The organism is Aquincola tertiaricarbonis (assembly GCF_000969605.1).
GTDB classification, from domain to species: domain Bacteria; phylum Pseudomonadota; class Gammaproteobacteria; order Burkholderiales; family Burkholderiaceae_C; genus Aquincola; species Aquincola tertiaricarbonis.
This window is the reverse complement of record NZ_JZUE01000033.1, coordinates 29,435-45,197: the sequence shown is the minus strand read 5'-3', so window position 1 is coordinate 45,197 and position 15,763 is coordinate 29,435. Positions and strand designations below refer to the sequence as shown.

The 15,763-nt window shown below is 67.4% G+C and carries 13 protein-coding genes; 9 read left to right on the top strand and 4 right to left on the bottom strand.

Annotation, left to right across the window (positions count from 1 at the left end; genetic code table 11):
- Positions 1 to 69: 69 nt before the first annotated feature.
- The 3 genes from VO99_RS25145 to VO99_RS25135 all read right to left on the bottom strand — a co-directional run bounded on the left by VO99_RS25145 (position 70) and on the right by VO99_RS25135 (position 4,213).
- Positions 70 to 2,337 (bottom strand): sensor histidine kinase, encoded by a 2,268-nt coding sequence (locus VO99_RS25145; RefSeq protein ID WP_046115706.1) that lies wholly within the window; start codon positions 2,335 to 2,337, stop codon positions 70 to 72.
- A 48-nt stretch (positions 2,338 to 2,385) separates the two neighbouring features.
- Positions 2,386 to 3,120: a LuxR C-terminal-related transcriptional regulator gene (locus VO99_RS25140; RefSeq protein WP_046115705.1), complete on the bottom strand. Its 735-nt coding sequence runs from the start codon at positions 3,118 to 3,120 to the stop codon at positions 2,386 to 2,388.
- A 115-nt stretch (positions 3,121 to 3,235) separates the two neighbouring features.
- Complete coding sequence (locus VO99_RS25135) at positions 3,236 to 4,213, bottom strand: NADPH:quinone oxidoreductase family protein (RefSeq protein ID WP_046115704.1); 978 nt, start codon at positions 4,211 to 4,213, stop codon at positions 3,236 to 3,238.
- A 108-nt stretch (positions 4,214 to 4,321) separates the two neighbouring features.
- Here VO99_RS25135 and surE point away from each other — a divergent pair, with 108 nt between their 5' ends.
- Genes surE through rlmD form a run of 5 tightly spaced genes read left to right on the top strand, consistent with a single transcriptional unit; the run spans position 4,322 to position 9,277 of the window.
- Complete coding sequence (gene surE, locus VO99_RS25130; RefSeq protein WP_046115703.1) at positions 4,322 to 5,074, top strand: 5'/3'-nucleotidase SurE; 753 nt, start codon at positions 4,322 to 4,324, stop codon at positions 5,072 to 5,074.
- The gene (locus VO99_RS25125) at positions 5,071 to 5,892 is read left to right on the top strand and encodes a protein-L-isoaspartate(D-aspartate) O-methyltransferase (protein WP_046115702.1); all 822 of its coding nucleotides are present in this window, start codon (positions 5,071 to 5,073) and stop codon (positions 5,890 to 5,892) included. Before surE ends, VO99_RS25125 begins: the two co-directional genes overlap by 4 nt.
- A 16-nt stretch (positions 5,893 to 5,908) precedes the next feature.
- The gene (locus VO99_RS25120; protein ID WP_083440919.1) at positions 5,909 to 6,832 is read left to right on the top strand and encodes a peptidoglycan DD-metalloendopeptidase family protein; all 924 of its coding nucleotides are present in this window, start codon (positions 5,909 to 5,911) and stop codon (positions 6,830 to 6,832) included.
- Positions 6,833 to 6,858: 26 nt separating this feature from the next.
- Positions 6,859 to 7,878 carry an RNA polymerase sigma factor RpoS gene (gene rpoS, locus VO99_RS25115; RefSeq protein ID WP_046115700.1) on the top strand — a complete coding sequence of 340 codons (1,020 nt, stop codon included), beginning with the start codon at positions 6,859 to 6,861 and terminating at the stop codon, positions 7,876 to 7,878.
- Positions 7,879 to 7,912: 34 nt separating this feature from the next.
- Positions 7,913 to 9,277, top strand: coding sequence for a 23S rRNA (uracil(1939)-C(5))-methyltransferase RlmD (rlmD, locus tag VO99_RS25110; RefSeq protein ID WP_046115699.1), 1,365 nt, complete (start codon positions 7,913 to 7,915; stop codon positions 9,275 to 9,277).
- A gap of 67 nt (positions 9,278 to 9,344) precedes the next feature.
- On the opposite strand, the gene VO99_RS25105 is transcribed toward rlmD, so the two are convergent.
- A complete protein-coding gene (locus VO99_RS25105; protein WP_046115698.1) occupies positions 9,345 to 10,043 on the bottom strand; it encodes a Bax inhibitor-1 family protein in 699 nt (232 codons plus the stop codon).
- A gap of 130 nt (positions 10,044 to 10,173) precedes the next feature.
- Between VO99_RS25105 and VO99_RS25100 the strand changes: the two genes are divergently transcribed.
- The 4 genes from VO99_RS25100 (at position 10,174) to greA (ending at position 15,749) form a co-directional block, all read left to right on the top strand.
- The gene (locus VO99_RS25100) at positions 10,174 to 10,578 is read left to right on the top strand and encodes a heme-binding protein (RefSeq protein WP_046115697.1); all 405 of its coding nucleotides are present in this window, start codon (positions 10,174 to 10,176) and stop codon (positions 10,576 to 10,578) included.
- 194 nt (positions 10,579 to 10,772) lie between these two features.
- Positions 10,773 to 11,924 (top strand): glutamine-hydrolyzing carbamoyl-phosphate synthase small subunit, encoded by a 1,152-nt coding sequence (gene carA / locus VO99_RS25095; RefSeq protein WP_046115696.1) that lies wholly within the window; start codon positions 10,773 to 10,775, stop codon positions 11,922 to 11,924.
- The gene (gene carB, locus VO99_RS25090) at positions 11,925 to 15,191 is read left to right on the top strand and encodes a carbamoyl-phosphate synthase large subunit (protein WP_046115695.1); all 3,267 of its coding nucleotides are present in this window, start codon (positions 11,925 to 11,927) and stop codon (positions 15,189 to 15,191) included.
- An 81-nt stretch (positions 15,192 to 15,272) separates the two neighbouring features.
- The gene (gene greA / locus VO99_RS25085; RefSeq protein WP_046115694.1) at positions 15,273 to 15,749 is read left to right on the top strand and encodes a transcription elongation factor GreA; all 477 of its coding nucleotides are present in this window, start codon (positions 15,273 to 15,275) and stop codon (positions 15,747 to 15,749) included.
- Positions 15,750 to 15,763 lie beyond the last annotated feature (14 nt).

The window sequence follows — 15,763 nt, the reverse complement described above, 5'->3', positions numbered from 1 at the left end:
CCCGCATAACGAACAGTTGTGCGGGGGTTTTGCCTTTGGGGGCAGCAAAAATCGGTGTGAGGCGCAAGTTCAGTTAAGGGTTTTGTTCGTCTCGGCACCGAGCGCTGGAATCCATATGCGGCACTGGATGCCCCCCGCAGATCGCTGCTGCCATTCGACGTGGCCCCCCAACTGCCGGACTCGCTTCCTGACGCCGTTCAAACCCAGACCATGTGTCCAGGCCGAAGGTGGGCCACCAACGCCGTTGTCCCTCACCGTGATGGTGAACTGGCCATGCTGGAGCGAGGCATCTACTTCGACACGCGACGCCTCGGCATGGCTGATGATGTTGTTGATGAGCTCGCGCAGGGCGCGTGTAAGTGCAGACCATTGAACGACGTTCAATACCAGGTCCCGGTCTGCGGAAAAGGACCATGCGAGCTGGCAGTTCGCGGCATTCAAGCGTTGAGCGATATCCGCCTTCCATTCCGCCGCGGCGTGGGACAGTCTGTGGTTGGATGCGGCGAGCCCTCGGGTCAGTGTTTTTAGGTCCTTCAGCGTGTGGCGCACATATTCTTCGGTCTCGGCATCCGGGGCGCGATACATCAGCGTCAGCAGGCGAGCACCAATGTCGTCGTGCAAATCCTGCGCCAGCCGCATGCGCTCTTCACTCCTGCCCTGTTCCACCGCTTGATCGAAGGCCACGGCGCGCTTGAGCTGCTCGCAGATGCGGTCAGCCAGCCGGGCGTCCTCGTCGCAAAACAGGCGGGTGCCTTTTCTGGCATACCGGAGCACGACCGTGGCGTCTGGCTGCTCATGGGCGCCCGGCACCGGCGGGACCGGCACGATGAGGGTGGAGCCGTCGCCCGCCACGCGCGCGAAGGGCAGTGACCTGGCCACCAGCATCGTTTCCATGGGCTCGAACAATTCGCGCAGTAACTGGCACAGCCGCTCGCCTACATGCTCGGGCTGCCGCTCTACCTCACGCGCCAAGCGGTAAAGCTGCTCGAACGCGCGCTCGGTGGTGAGTACGGTACTGTCCATGATGCGGTTCAGCAGCCACTGGCGGACGCCGGCATAGATGGCGACTGAGATGAACAGCGCCAGCGTCACCGAGGCGAATTGACCGAGGGAAAACAAGGCCACGAACAGCAGGTCGAGCGAAGTGGCAACGGTGCTGACGCCCGCCAGCATCGAAAATTCGCGCAGGACCTGCTGCGACCGCGATAGAAAGGGCAGCAGTGCCAGCAGCGATGCCAGGAACACCACCCACACCGTCGAGCCGATGGCGGTGGCAAGGTGTGCGTTGGCGGTGCTGCCGGAAGCGGTCGCCATCGCGACGGTGAGCAGGCCCAGCGTGGACACGGCGACGGTGGCCAATCGACGCAACAGCAGGGAGGCGGGATGAGGCTCCAGCTTGCGTGCCTGCTGGAGCTGCGCGATGGCCACCAGTCCTGCTGCGATGGCTGCGCCCTGAGTCCACCACCACGCGCCGGGCAACTGCCCAGTGCATACCCACCACATGAGCAGCAGCGCCACCATCCATCCCGTTGCGGCAATGACGGTGCGATGGCGCAAGGTGCGTGGGTGGATGCCGGTGGCCTGGATCAAGGCGGCGCCGGTGGCCAGGTCCAAGGAAGTCCGTGCGGTGAAGTCCCAGTCCAACAGCCACTGAGGAAGCAACAGGCCCGGCACCGACTCTGCGGCGATGAACGCAAGATTGGCGGCCTGGCAGGTCGCCATGACGGCATACAGCAGATTGCGCTCGTTCGGGCGCGCGGCAGCGACGACGGCAGCCGTCAGGAAAAGCGCCAGCGCCAGCCCCGCCATGAGCCAGAAACCAGCTCCCAAGCCGCCGATGCCGCGGGCATGGGGGCGCAGTGCGACCGGCGATTGCTCAGCCAGCACGAGGGTGATAGGCCCCAGCTTCACCGCTTCGTTGAGCTTCGAATGCAGCCGGGCATGTTGCGCCCGCTCGTCGTCTCCGACGATCCAGCGAGGCGAGCGCTGCAGCATGCCCGGCGCCACGGCCAGCGGTCGGCCGTGGGCGTCGAGCATGCCAACCACCACTGCGGCGTCGATGGCGCCAGAGCGGGCGGGCACGGCGTTGGCGATCAGGCGGCCATCGGCGTCCACGCGCCAACTGGCGCCGAGAGAAGGCGTCGCGGCCAGGGCGCGCACCAGCAGGAACACGGCCAGGCAGGCAAGCAGCGCCGCCGCTGCGACCACCCGCGTTCGCCAGCCAACCGCGACCGCGTGGCCCAGGGGCCGGCCCAGCGTGCGCTCCCATGCGGATGCATCGAAGCTGGAGTCAGGGCCCGTGTCGGCGCCTCGCGAGGGGAGGGCAGTGGGGGTCATGAAGCGCGCGGCGGTGGGCAGGCGGTGGCCTGCGCAAGGGGTGTGCGGTCAGACCAGGCCCTGCTTGCTGGCCAGCACAGCCGCTTCCGCCCGGCTGGAGACGTTGAGCTTCTTGTAGATGGACTTGATGTGGTCGTTCACGGTGAACCACTTGATGCCCATCAGGCTGGCGATCTCCTTGATCGTGAAGCCTTTGCTCAGGTACGTGAGCACCTCGTTCTCGCGCGGGGTGAGCCGTTCGTGATCCAGTGGCTTCTCGATGGGCACCGGTCGGCTGGTGGCGTAGCCGAAGGGCGTGGAAAAGCCCGAATCCACGGCCGCGCCCTCCTGTGGATTGCCACGGAAGTGCGTCAGGAGCCGGCGCGCAATGGCGGGGGACAACGGGGGCTGGCCCCGCACGATCTTCTGCAGTTCCTCCACCAGCACCTCGAACCGGTCTTCCTTGAGCAGGTAGCCATCCGCGCCACGCTGCAGGGCGGGAAACAGGTGGTCGTCGTCGGAGTAGAGCGTGGTGACGATCTTGGTGGCCGGGTAGTGCACCAGTTCGGCCAGCAGTTCCATGCCGTTGCCGTCAGGCAACTCGAGGTCGACGAGGATCAGCTTGAAGGGATCGACGCCGTGCAGGCCACGGGCGCCGCCCGTCAGGTTGATGTGCTTGCGCGCGCTTTCGAGGTCGCCCGCCTCGGTGATGACGATGGTGTCGCTGAAGCTTTCTCTCACGACACGGCACAGGAAACTGCGTGCGACCGGATTGTCTTCCAGGATCAGGACCTTGACGGCCATGGCTCTACCCCCTCATGCCACACCCGAAACAGGTGTTTCTGCGCCGCAGATTGTGCGGCGCATCGTAGCGCATCGAGCTTCCCCCGGGGGAGGGTGATTGACAGCGGCCGCGGGCTCAGCTGTTGACCAGCAGCACCTTGCCGCGCACCTGCCGGCTGCCCATGCGCGCATAGGCGGCGTGCAGCTCCGACATCGGCAGCCGGGTGTCGATCACCGGCTTGATCTTGCCCTGCGCGTACCAGTCGGCCAACTGGGCCATGGCCGCGGCGCTGGCCTTGGGTTCCCGGCGCACGAAGTCGCCCCAGAACACGCCGACCACCGAGGCACCCTTGAGCAACGGCAGGTTCCAGGGCACGGCCGGAATGGTGCCGGCGGTAAAGCCGATCACCAGGTAGCGGCCGCGCCAGGCGATCGAGCGGAAGGCCGCGGTGGCGAAGTCGCCGCCCACCGGGTCGTAGACGACGTCGGGGCCGTGGCCTTGCGTCAGTTCCTTCAAGGCCTCGCGCAGGTCGGCGGTGGCGTAGTTGATCGTGGCGTCGGCACCGATCTCGGCGCACAGCGCGCACTTCTCGTCGCTGGAAGCCGCCGCGATCACCCGCGCCCCCGCGGCCTTGGCAATCTGGATGGCGGAGGTGCCGACCCCGCCGGCGGCACCGAGCACCAGCACGGTCTCGCCGGGCTGCAATGCGGCACGGTCCATCAGCGCATGGTGCGAGGTGCCATAGGTGAACGCGAACGCGGCGGCATCTTCCAGTGCAAAGCCGGAAGGCAGCGGTATCACGCGGTCGGCCTTGACGCAGGCATGGGTGGCGAAGCCGCCGGTGGCGCCGATGGCCGCCACCGGGTCGCCCACGCGCAGGTGCGACACACCCTCGCCCACGGCGTCCACGCGGCCGGAGAACTCGGCGCCCGGTACGAAGGGCAGCGGCGGCTTGACCTGGTACTTGTTCTGCACGATGAGCAGGTCGGGGAAGTTCAGGCTGGCCGCATGGATGGCGATGCGCACCTCACCGGCCGCCGGCTGCGGCATGTCCAGTTGCTTCCATTGCAGGGCTTCCACGCCCACCGGGTTGTCGCACACCCACGCTTGCATCGCTTGTCTCCTGCTGCGGCACGGCGCCGCGTTTCGTGGCGGGATGATAGGCAGCGGTGCCACCCGGCGCGGTCGCGCAGGCGACGGTCCCATCCCTACAATGCCCCGATGCGCATCCTCATCGCCAACGACGACGGTTACCTCGCCCCTGGACTGGCTGCCCTGGTGCGGGCCATCGAAGGGCTGGGCCAGATCGACGTCATCGCCCCGGAGCAGAACGCCAGCGGCACGTCCAACGCATTGACGCTGGGGCGGCCGCTGCAGGTCTACCGCGCGGCCAACGGCTTCCAATACGTGAACGGCACGCCGTCGGACAGCGTGCATCTGGCGATGACCGGCCTGTTGCCCGAGCGCCCTGACCTGGTGCTGTCCGGCATCAACAACGGCGCCAACATGGGCGACGACACTCTGTATTCAGGCACCGTTGCCGCCGCGATGGAAGGCTTTCTTTTCGGCGTGCCGGCCATCGCGTTCTCGCAGGTTCAGCGGGGCTGGGAGCACCTGGATGCCGCAGCCCGCGTCGCGCGTGCCGTCGTGGAGCAGGTGCTGGCGCTGCCGCTGGAAGGCCGGCCCTGGCTCCTCAACGTGAACATCCCCAATCGCGCGGATGCGGACCAACTGCCGCGCAAGCTCACCCGGCTGGGCCGCCGCCATGCGAGCGAGCCCGCCATCCGGCAGACCAATCCGCGCGGCGAGACCATCTACTGGATCGGGCCGGCCGGCGACGCGCGTGAAGCCGGGGAGGGCACCGATTTCCACGCCACCGCATCGGGCTGCGTGTCGATCACGCCGCTGCAGGTCGACCTCACGGACCATGCGGCGCTGCCGGCATGGCGCGAGGCGCTTGGAACGGTGGCATGACCACCCGGGCGCGTTCGTTCCCGATCCCGCTGGCCAAGGCCTCTTCGCAGAAGAGTCCGCGACCGGCCGGCACCACCGGCCAGACCTTGCTGCGCCCGCAGCGGCCGATGCACGAGGCCGCGGTGGCAGCGCGCCAGCAGGCGGCCCCGAGCGGCCTGGGGCTCGACTCCCAAGGCGTGCGGGCGCGCATGGTGTCCCGCCTGCGCGCCGATGGCCTGCACTGCGAGCCGGTGCTCGCCGCGATGGCCCAGGTGCCCCGGCACTTCTTCGTCGACACCGCGCTGGCAGCCCAGGCCTACGAGGACACCAGCCTGCCGATCGGCCTCAACCAGACGATCTCGAAGCCGTCGGTGGTGGGGCTGATGATCTCGCTGCTGCTGGAGGGCCGCGCCGCACGGCAGCGTGAGTCTCTGGGCAAGGTGCTGGAGATCGGCACCGGTTGCGGCTACCAGGCGGCGCTGCTATCGGTGCTGGGCACGCAGGTGTATTCGATCGAGCGGCTGAAGCCGCTGCACGACAAGGCGCGCGAACTGCTGGCGCCCTTGCGGCGCAACAACCTGCGCCTGATCTATGGCGATGGCCGCATCGGTCACGGGCCGAATGCGCCTTACGACAGCATCATCGCGGCCGCCGGCGGCGAGGACCTGCCGGCCGCCTGGCTGGACCAGCTGGCGGTTGGCGGCCGTCTGGTGGCGCCGATGCAGGCCCCCAGCGGGCGCGGACAGGTCCTGGTCATCGTCGACCGGACCGAGACGCAGTGGGTGCGGCGGCAGCACGATGCCGTCAACTTCGTCCCCCTAAAATCCGGCGTTGAATAGCGGAGATTCCTTTCTGATGCGATTGCACTGGCAGCGCCCGGTCCCCGGGCGTACGACGAGTTCGTTCCGAGTGTTGGCGGCCTGCGTGCTGGCCGTCACGCTGGCAGGTTGCGCCTCCCCGCGCAACAAGGCACCGGTGGAGGACCGCGTGGGCGTGCCTTCGGCTGCGCGCGCACCCGTGGCCGCCGCGCCGGAGGCCGACAAGCCGCCACCGCCCGGCATTGAGAACGCCGGCAAGCCAGGCTACTACACCGTCAAGCCGGGCGACACGCTGATCCGCGTCGGCCTGGAATCGGGCCAGAACTGGCGCGACATCGCGCGCTGGAACAACATCGAGAACCCGAACCTGATCGAGGTCGGGCAGGTGGTTCGCGTGGTGCCGCCGGGCACCGATCCCGCGGTCGCTTCCACACGCGGCGTGCCACCGGCCAAGGTGGAGAGCCGTGCGCTGGACGCCAAGGCCGGCGCGTCCGCGGCGTCCGGCGTGGCCGCCGCCACGCCCGCCGCCGCCAGCACGCCGGCGCCCAGCGTGCCCGAACGCACCGCCACTGCCACCAGCGCCTCGGGCGACGACGACATCAACTGGGCCTGGCCTGCACGCGGCGCTGTCACCAGTGGTTTCGATGAGTCGCGAAACAAGGGCTTGGCAATCGCTGGCAAAGCAGGCGATCCTGTGCTCGCGGCGGCCGACGGCCGGGTGGTGTATGCCGGTTCGGGCTTGCGCGGCTACGGCAACCTGGTGATCGTCAAGCACAACAGCACCTACCTGACGGCCTACGCGCACAACCAGACCCTGCTGGTCAAGGAAGACCAGTCGGTCAAGCGGGGCCAGAAGATCGCTGAAATGGGCTCCAGCGACGCCGACCGTGTACAACTGCACTTCGAGATCCGGAAGCAGGGCCGTCCGGTCGATCCGGCCAGGCTGCTTCCGCCGCGTTAAGGCTTCAATGGAGCGGAGATCCACCCATGACCAGGCGAATCGAAACGCAGAACGGACATGGGGTGGACAGCGCAGCGGCGCGCTTGCCGCTGCTACCTGCCAGGCCCGCGCTGGAGGAGACGCCTGACATCGAACTACGCGCCGAGCCGGATGTAAGCGATGCCAAGGTGCCGGTCGAGATCCCGGCCGGCGAAAGCGACGTCGGCAACACGCTGCAGACCTACCTGCGCGAAATTCGCAAGGCGCCCCTGCTGACACCGCAGGAGGAGTACGACACCGCGGTCAAGGCACGCTCCGGCGACTTCCCTGCCCGGCAGGCGATGATCGAGCGCAACCTGCGGCTGGTCGTCAGCATCGCCAAGAACTACCTGGGCCGCGGCCTGCCGATGACCGACCTCATCGAGGAAGGCAACCTCGGGCTGATGCATGCCATCGGCAAGTTCGAGCCGGAGCGGGGCTTCCGTTTCTCCACCTATGCCTCGTGGTGGATCCGCCAGAGCATCGAGCGCGCGATCATGCACCAGGCCCGCCTGGTGCGGTTGCCGGTGCACATCGTGCGCGAGCTGAACCAGGTGCTCAAGGCACGCCGCACGCTGGAGGCCGAGCATTCGCATGGCCCGGAAGGCGAGCGGCCGGTGCGGGTGGAGGCGATCGCGTCGCTGGTGGGCCGGCCGGTGCACGAGGTGTCCGAACTGCTGAAGTTCGCCGAGCAGCCCGCCTCGCTCGATGCGCCGCTGGAGCGCGACGCCGGTGAGTCGATGCTGGACACGGTGGCCGATGAACAGGCCATCGACCCGATGGGCATCACCCTCAGCCATGAAGTGGAGGCCCTGCTCAACAACGGCCTGGCCGAGCTCAACGACCGCGAGCGCGAGGTGCTGTCTGGCCGCTACGGCCTGCGCGACCGCGAGCCGGAGACGCTGGAGGTGCTGGCCGAGCGCATGGGCCTGACGCGCGAGCGCATCCGCCAGATCCAGCAGGAGGCGCTGCTGAAGCTCAAGCGCCGGATGATGCGCCACGGCGTGGACCGCGACTCGGTGTTCTGAAGCCGTTGGCGGGCCGCACCGGATAATCCGGTGCATGACTCAAGTGAATGAATGGCTGACGGTCGAATCGCTCGATCTCGAAGCGCAAGGCGTCGCCCACAACGAAGAAGGCAAGGTCGTTTTCATCGAAGGTGCGCTGCCCGGTGAGCAGGTGCAGGTGCAGGTGGGACGGCGCAAGAACGCCTGGGAACAGGCCACGATGACGGCCCTGCGTCGCGAAAGCAGCCAGCGGGTGCAGCCGGGCTGCCCTCACTTCGGACTGCACGCCGGCGCCTGTGGCGGCTGCAAGATGCAGCACCTGCATGTGTCGGCGCAAGTGGCGGTCAAGCAGCGCACGCTGGAAGACAACCTGTGGCACCTGGGCAAGGTGAAGCCAGAGCGTGTGCTGCGCCCGATCGAAGGGCCGGCCTGGGGTTACCGCGATCGCGCGCGGCTGTCGGTGCGCCACGTGGTGAAGAAGGGCGAGGTGCTCGTCGGCTTCCACGAGCGCAAGTCGCGCTACATCGCCGACATGAAGGTGTGCCCCGTGCTGCCTGCGCATGTGAGCGCGATGCTGCTGCCGCTGCGCGAGCTGGTGATGTCGATGGACCAGCGCGAGCGGCTGCCGCAGATCGAACTGGCGGCCGGCACCGACGTGACCGCGCTGGTGCTGCGCCACCTCGAGCCGCTGACCGATGCCGACCTGCAGCGCCTGCGCGCCTTTGGCCGCCAGCACGGCGTGCAATGGTGGCTGCAGCCGAAGGGTCCTGACACCGTCCGGCTGCTGGACGAGGGCGGCCCGGTGCTGAGCTACCGCCTGGCCGAGTTCGGCCTGACCATGCCCTTCAAGCCCACCGATTTCACGCAGGTGAACCAGCACATCAATGCGGTGCTGGTCGGCCGTGCGCTGCGACTGCTGCAGGCGCAGGCCACTGACAGGGTGATCGACTGGTTCTGCGGCCTCGGCAATTTCACCCTGCCGATCGCCACCCAGGCGCGCGAGGTGCTGGGCATCGAGGGCAGCGAGGCGCTGGTGGCCCGCTCGCGCGAGAACGCGGCGGCCAACGGGCTGGCCGCCAAGACGGCCTTCGTGGCCCGCAACCTGTTCGAGATGACGCCACAGCAGTTGATGCAGGACGGACGGGCCGACAAGTGGCTGGTGGACCCGCCGCGCGAAGGTGCGCTGGCGCTGTGCAAGGCGCTGGCCGAGGCCTGCCAGCTGACCGACACCGGTGACTGGGCACCCCCCGGCCGCATCGTCTACGTGAGCTGCAATCCCGGCACGCTGGCGCGCGATGCCGGGCTGCTGGTGCACCAGGCCGGCTACCGCTGCGTCGCCGCCGGCGCGGTGAACATGTTCCCCCACACGGCCCACGTGGAAAGCATCGCGGTGTTCGAGCGCGCACCGGCCGCGGCCTGACGACGGCGCGTGATGCGGGCATGAAAAAGGGGCCCGGAGGCCCCTTTTGTTCATGGCTGTCCGCGTGTCACTCGCGGTCGCCGCCGGCGATGCCGAAGATGGCCAGCAGACTCTGGAAGATGTTGTACAGGTCCAGGTAGATGGCCAGCGTGGCCGAGACGTAGTTCGTCTCGCCGCCATCGATGATGCGCTTCATGTCATAGAGCAGGAAGGCCGAGAACAGGCCCACCGCGATCACCGACAGCGTGAGCATCATCGCGCTCGACTGCAGGAAGATGTTCGCGATGCCCGCCACCAGCAGCATGATCGCGCCGATGAACAGGAACTTGCCCATGCCGGACAGGTCGCGCTTGATCATGGTCGACAGCGAAGCCATCGCGAAGAACGACAGTGCCGTGCCGCCGAAGGCGTACATGATCAGCGTGGCGCCGTTGCTGAAGCCCAGCACCGCCGCCAGCATGCGCGAAAGCATCAAGCCCATGAAGAAGGTGAAGCCCAGCAGCAGGCCGACGCCAGCCGACGAGTGCTTGAACTTCTCGATGGCGAACATGAAGCCGAATGCGCCCACCAGGAAGACGATGGTGCTGATGCCGATGCCCATCGACGCGACGATGCCGGTGCTCACGCCGATCCACGCGCCCAGCACCGTTGGCACCAGCGACAGGGCCAGCAGCCAATAGGTGTTGCGCAGCACGCGGTTGCGCTGCTCGGCAAGCGCCGCACCGCCAGCAAAGCCGGGGTACGAGGTTTGCAGGGATTCGTTCATTGCGGGAGCCTCCAGAGGGATGTGACAGCGCTCTGATCGAGCGGCGCGATTCTAGTTCCGCATCCCGTCACCGGAAGGCACCGCCAAGGCCGGTAAAGTGCGTGTGTTCCCTCATCCAGCCCAGATTTCCATGAATACCAAGCCGTACCTGTCCCTTGAGGACGTGAAGAAGATCGCCGCCGCCGCCGAAGCCGAGGCCGTGAAGAACCAGTGGGCGGTGTCCATCGCCATCGTGGACGATGGCGGCCACATGCTGTGGTTCCAGCGCCTGGATGGTGCCGCGCCCATCTCGGCGCAGATCGCGCCGGCCAAGGCGCACACCGCCGCCGTCGGCCGGCGCGAAAGCAAGGGCTACGAGGACATGATCAACCAGGGCCGCGTCTCCTTCCTCAGCGCGCCGGTGCTGCAAGGCATGCTGGAAGGCGGGGTGCCGGTGCTGGTGCAGGGCCAGGTGGTGGGTGCGGTGGGTGTCAGCGGCGTGAAGTCGAACGAAGACGCCCAGATCGCACGCGCCGGCATCGCCGCGCTGGGCTGACGGCAGGATTCGTCCAAGGGTCATCGGGCTCGGGCCGAGGCCGGGCGGCTATACTCAGCAGGTTTACCCTCTCACGCTGCCCCCGAGAAACCACTGACGTTTTTCGCACCGGAACCGAGCCGCCGCACGCAGGCCTGCCCGCGTGCGGATTCGCGCAACAGGACCAGGGGGCGCACCGCTTCGGAGCCTTCCCTTTGCTACCCGTCCTGCCTCCCGCACTGCTCGCACTCGCAGACGGCACGGTCTTTTCAGGCGCGTCGATCGGCGCTGCCGGTCACACGGTCGGCGAGGTGGTGTTCAACACCGCGCTCACCGGCTACCAGGAAATCCTCACCGACCCGAGCTACTGCCGCCAGATCGTCACCCTGACGTATCCGCACATCGGCAGCTACGGCGTCAACGAGGAGGACGTCGAGGCGTCCAAGGTGCATGCCGCCGGCCTGGTGATCAAGGACCTGCCGCTGCGTGTCTCCAACTTCCGCCAGACGGCCACGCTGTCCGACTACCTGCGCCGTGAGAACACGGTGGGCATCGCCAACATCGACACCCGCCGCCTGACGCGGGTGCTGCGCACCACCGGCGCGCAGAACGGCTGCATCGCGACCTTCGAGCCCGGCACGGTGCTCACGCAGCAGCACATCGACGACGCCATCGCCAAGGCCAAGGCCGCGCCCAGCATGTCGGGCCTCGACCTCGCCAAGGTGGTGTCGGCGACGCAGCCCTACGAATGGCTGGAAACGGAGTGGGCGCTGGGCAGCGGCTACGGCAAGCTGGCCGATCCGCGCTTCCACGTGGTGGCCTTCGACTACGGCGTCAAGCGCAACATCCTGCGCATGCTGGCCAGCCGCGGCTGCCGCATCACCGTGATGCCGGCGCAGATGCCCGCCGCCGAGGTGCTGAAGATGAAGCCCGACGGAGTGTTCCTGGCCAACGGCCCGGGCGACCCGCAGCCCTGCGACTACGCGATCGAAGCGACGCGCGAGGTGATCGCCGCCGGCCTGCCCACCTTCGGCATCTGCCTGGGCCATCAGATCATGGCACTGGCCTCGGGTGCCAAGACCTACAAGATGAAGTTCGGCCACCACGGGGCCAACCATCCGGTGAAGGACCTGGACAGCGGCCGCGTGAGCATCACCAGCCAGAACCACGGCTTCGCGGTGGACGAGAAGACGCTGCTGGACAACCTGCGCCCCACGCACGTGAGCCTGTTCGACAACACGCTGCAGGGCCTGGCCCGCACCGACAAGCCGGCGTTCTGCTTCCAGGGCCACCCGGAAGCCTCGCCCGGTCCGCATGACATCGGTTACCTGTTCGACCGCTTCGTCAGCCTGATGGAGCAAAAGTAAATGCCCAAGCGCACCGACCTCAAGAGCATCCTCATCATCGGCGCGGGCCCGATCATCATCGGCCAGGCGTGTGAGTTCGACTATTCCGGCGCCCAGGCCTGCAAGGCGCTGCGGGCGGAGGGCTACAAGGTCATCCTGGTCAACTCCAACCCGGCGACCATCATGACCGACCCGGAGATGGCCGATGTGACCTACATCGAACCCATCACCTGGCAGGTGGTCGAGAAGATCATCGCCAAGGAGCGGCCGGACGCGGTGCTGCCCACCATGGGCGGCCAGACGGCGCTGAACTGCGCGCTCGACCTGCACAAGCACGGCGTGCTGGCCAAGTACGGCGTGGAGATGATCGGCGCCAACGAGAAGGCCATCGAGAAGGCGGAGGACCGCCTCAAGTTCAAGGACGCGATGACCGGCATCGGCCTGGATTCGGCCAAGTCGGGCATCGCCCACTCGATGGAAGAAGCGCTGGAAGTGCAGCGCCAGATCGTCCAGCAGATCGGCGGCAACGGCTTCCCGATGGTGATCCGTCCCAGCTTCACGCTGGGCGGCACCGGTGGCGGCATCGCCTACAACCCGGAGGAGTTCGAGGAGATCTGCAAGCGCGGCCTCGACCTGTCGCCGACCAAGGAACTGCTGATCGAGGAATCGCTGATCGGCTGGAAGGAATACGAGATGGAAGTGGTCCGCGACAAGGCGGACAACTGCATCATCGTGTGCGCGATCGAGAACCTGGACCCGATGGGCATCCACACCGGCGACTCGATCACCGTGGCGCCGTCGCAGACGCTGTCCGACAAGGAATACCAGCTGCTGCGCAACGCGTCGATCGCCATCCTGCGCGAGATCGGCGTGGACACCGGCGGCTCCAACGTGCAGTTCTCGATCAACCCGGACAACGGCCGGATGGTGGTGATCGAGATGAACCCGCGGGTGTCGCGGTCGTCGGCGCTGGCCTCCAAGGCCACCGGCTTCCCGATCGCCAAGATCGCGGCCAAGCTGGCGGTGGGCTACACGCTGGACGAACTGCGCAACGACATCACCGGTGGCGCCACGCCGGCGAGCTTCGAGCCCAGCATCGACTACGTCGTCACCAAGATCCCGCGCTTCGCGTTCGAGAAGTTCCCGGCGGCCGATTCGCGCCTGACCACGCAGATGAAGTCGGTGGGCGAGGTGATGGCCATGGGCCGCACCTTCCAGGAGAGCTTCCAGAAGGCGCTGCGCGGCCTGGAGACCGGCATCGACGGCCTGACCGAACGCTCCACGGACCGCGAGGAGATCATCCAGGAGATCGGCGAAGCCGGTCCCGAGCGCATCCTGTACGTGGGCGACGCCTTCCGCATCGGCATGACGCTGGACGAGGTGTTCGAGGAAACCGCGATCGACCCGTGGTTCCTGGCGCAGATCGAGGACATCGTGAAGACCGAGCAGGCGCTGGCCGGCCGCACGGTGGACAGCCTGTCGAAGGACGAGTTCCTGTTCCTCAAGCGCAAGGGCTTTTCCGACAAGCGCCTGGGCAAGCTGCTGGGCAGCAACCAGCACGACGTGCGCCGCGCCAGGCATGCGATGAACGTGCGCCCGGTCTACAAGCGGGTGGACACCTGCGCCGCCGAGTTCGCGACGCAGACGGCCTACATGTACTCCACGTACGACGAGGAGTGCGAGGCCGAGCCCACCAACAAGCGCAAGATCATGGTGCTGGGCGGCGGGCCGAACCGCATCGGCCAGGGCATCGAGTTCGACTACTGCTGCGTGCACGCGGCGCTGGCAATGCGCGAGGACGGGTACGAGACCATCATGGTCAACTGCAACCCGGAAACCGTCTCCACCGACTACGACACCTCCGACCGCCTGTACTTCGAGCCGGTGACGCTGGAAGACGTGCTGGAGATCGTCGACAAGGAAAAGCCGGTCGGCGTGATCGTGCAGTACGGCGGCCAGACGCCGCTGAAGCTGGCGCTGGACCTGGAAGCCAACGGCGTGCCGATCATCGGCACCTCGCCCGACTCCATCGACATTGCCGAGGACCGCGAGCGCTTCCAGAAGCTGCTGCACGACCTGGGCCTGAAGCAGCCGCCCAACCGCACCGCCCGCACCGAGGACCAGGCGATGGCCCTGGCCCACGAGATCGGCTATCCGCTGGTGGTGCGCCCGAGCTACGTGCTGGGCGGCCGCGCGATGGAGATCGTGCACGGCGACAAGGACCTGGAGCGCTACATGCGCGAAGCCGTGCGCGTCAGCGACAAGTCGCCGGTGCTGCTCGACCGCTTCCTGGAAGACGCGATCGAGGTCGACGTCGACTGCATCTGCGACGGCACCGAGGTGCTGATCGGCGGCATCATGGAGCACATCGAGGCGGCCGGCATCCACTCCGGCGACTCGGCCTGCTCGCTGCCGCCGTATTCGCTGTCGCCTGCGCTGCAGGACGAACTGCGCCGCCAGGCCGCGGTGATGGCCAAGGCGCTGGGCGTGGTCGGGCTGATGAACACGCAGTTCGCGATCCAGGGCGAGGGCGACGACGCCGTGGTCTACGTGCTGGAAGTCAATCCGCGTGCCTCGCGCACGGTGCCCTATGTGAGCAAGGCGACGGGCCAGCCGCTGGCCAAGATCGCGGCACGCTGCATGGCCGGCCAGAAGCTCGCCGACCAGCGCAATGCCGACGGCAAGCCGCCGCGCGAGATCGTGCCGCCGTACTTCAGCATCAAGGAAGCGGTGTTCCCGTTCAACAAGTTCCCGGGCGTCGACCCGATCCTGGGCCCCGAGATGCGCTCCACCGGCGAGGTGATGGGCGCGGGCGACAGCTTCGGCGAGGCGATGCTGAAGAGCCAGCTCGGCGCCGGCTCGCGGCTGCCCACCAAGGGCACGGTCGTGATCTCGGTGAAGAACACCGACAAGGACCGCGCGGTGAAGGTGGCTTCCGACCTGCACGACCTGGGCTTCAACATCGTGGCCACCAAGGGCACCTCGGCCGCCATCGCCGCGGCCGGCGTGCCGGTGAAGACGGTGAACAAGGTCAAGGACGGCCGGCCGCACATCGCCGACATGGTGAAGGCGGGCGAGATCCAGCTGGTGTTCACCACGGTGGACGAGACGCGCACGGCCATCGCCGATTCGCGCTACATCCGCACTGCGGCGCTGGCCAACCGGGTGACCTACTACACCACGATGGCCGGCTGCGAAGCCGCCACCGAGGCGCTGAAGCACCAGGACGACCTGACGGTTGCCTCGCTGCAGGAACTCCACGCCCGGTTGCGAACCGAAGTGCACTAAACTGACCGCACCTCGCGCCCGCCGCCGGGTCGTTGTCCACGACCCCGGCGGCGGTTTTCATTTGTCTCTGCAGGTTTGAACATGGCCACCATTCCCCTGACCCGGCGCGGTTTCGAAAAGCTCAAAGAAGAACTCCATCGCCTGAAGACCGTCGAGCGTCATGCGGTGATCCAGGCCATCGCCGAGGCGCGTGCCCAGGGCGACCTGTCGGAAAACGCCGAGTACGAAGCCGCGAAGGACAAGCAGGGCTTCATCGAAGGCCGCATCCTGGAGCTGGAAGGCAAGCTGGCCGCCGCCCAGGTGATCGACCCCGCCACGCTGGACGCCGGCGGCCGCGTGGTCTTCGGCGCCACGGTCGACCTGGAGGAAGAAGCCTCCGGCGCCCAGGTGACCTACCAGATCGTGGGCGACGACGAGGCCGACCTGAAGCTGGGCCTGATCTCCATCAGTTCGCCCATCGCCCGGGCGCTGATCGGCAAGGAAAACGGCGACATCGCAGAGGTGCGTGCCCCTGGCGGCGTCAAGAGCTACGAAGTGGTGGACGTCCGGTACATCTGACGATGCTGCCGCGC

Excerpts from the sequence above, each read along its gene's own strand:
- VO99_RS25145 (WP_046115706.1), bottom strand. The coding sequence starts at position 2,337 with ATGACCCCCACTGCCCTCCCCTCGCGAGGCGCCGACACGGGCCCTGAC.
- VO99_RS25140 (WP_046115705.1), bottom strand. The coding sequence starts at position 3,120 with ATGGCCGTCAAGGTCCTGATCCTGGAAGACAATCCGGTCGCACGCAGT.
- VO99_RS25135 (WP_046115704.1), bottom strand. The coding sequence starts at position 4,213 with ATGCAAGCGTGGGTGTGCGACAACCCGGTGGGCGTGGAAGCCCTGCAA.
- surE (WP_046115703.1), top strand. The coding sequence starts at position 4,322 with ATGCGCATCCTCATCGCCAACGACGACGGTTACCTCGCCCCTGGACTG.
- VO99_RS25125 (WP_046115702.1), top strand. The coding sequence starts at position 5,071 with ATGACCACCCGGGCGCGTTCGTTCCCGATCCCGCTGGCCAAGGCCTCT.
- VO99_RS25120 (WP_083440919.1), top strand. The coding sequence starts at position 5,909 with ATGCGATTGCACTGGCAGCGCCCGGTCCCCGGGCGTACGACGAGTTCG.
- rpoS (WP_046115700.1), top strand. The coding sequence starts at position 6,859 with ATGACCAGGCGAATCGAAACGCAGAACGGACATGGGGTGGACAGCGCA.
- rlmD (WP_046115699.1), top strand. The coding sequence starts at position 7,913 with ATGACTCAAGTGAATGAATGGCTGACGGTCGAATCGCTCGATCTCGAA.
- VO99_RS25105 (WP_046115698.1), bottom strand. The coding sequence starts at position 10,043 with ATGAACGAATCCCTGCAAACCTCGTACCCCGGCTTTGCTGGCGGTGCG.
- VO99_RS25100 (WP_046115697.1), top strand. The coding sequence starts at position 10,174 with ATGAATACCAAGCCGTACCTGTCCCTTGAGGACGTGAAGAAGATCGCC.
- carB (WP_046115695.1), top strand. The coding sequence starts at position 11,925 with ATGCCCAAGCGCACCGACCTCAAGAGCATCCTCATCATCGGCGCGGGC.
- greA (WP_046115694.1), top strand. The coding sequence starts at position 15,273 with ATGGCCACCATTCCCCTGACCCGGCGCGGTTTCGAAAAGCTCAAAGAA.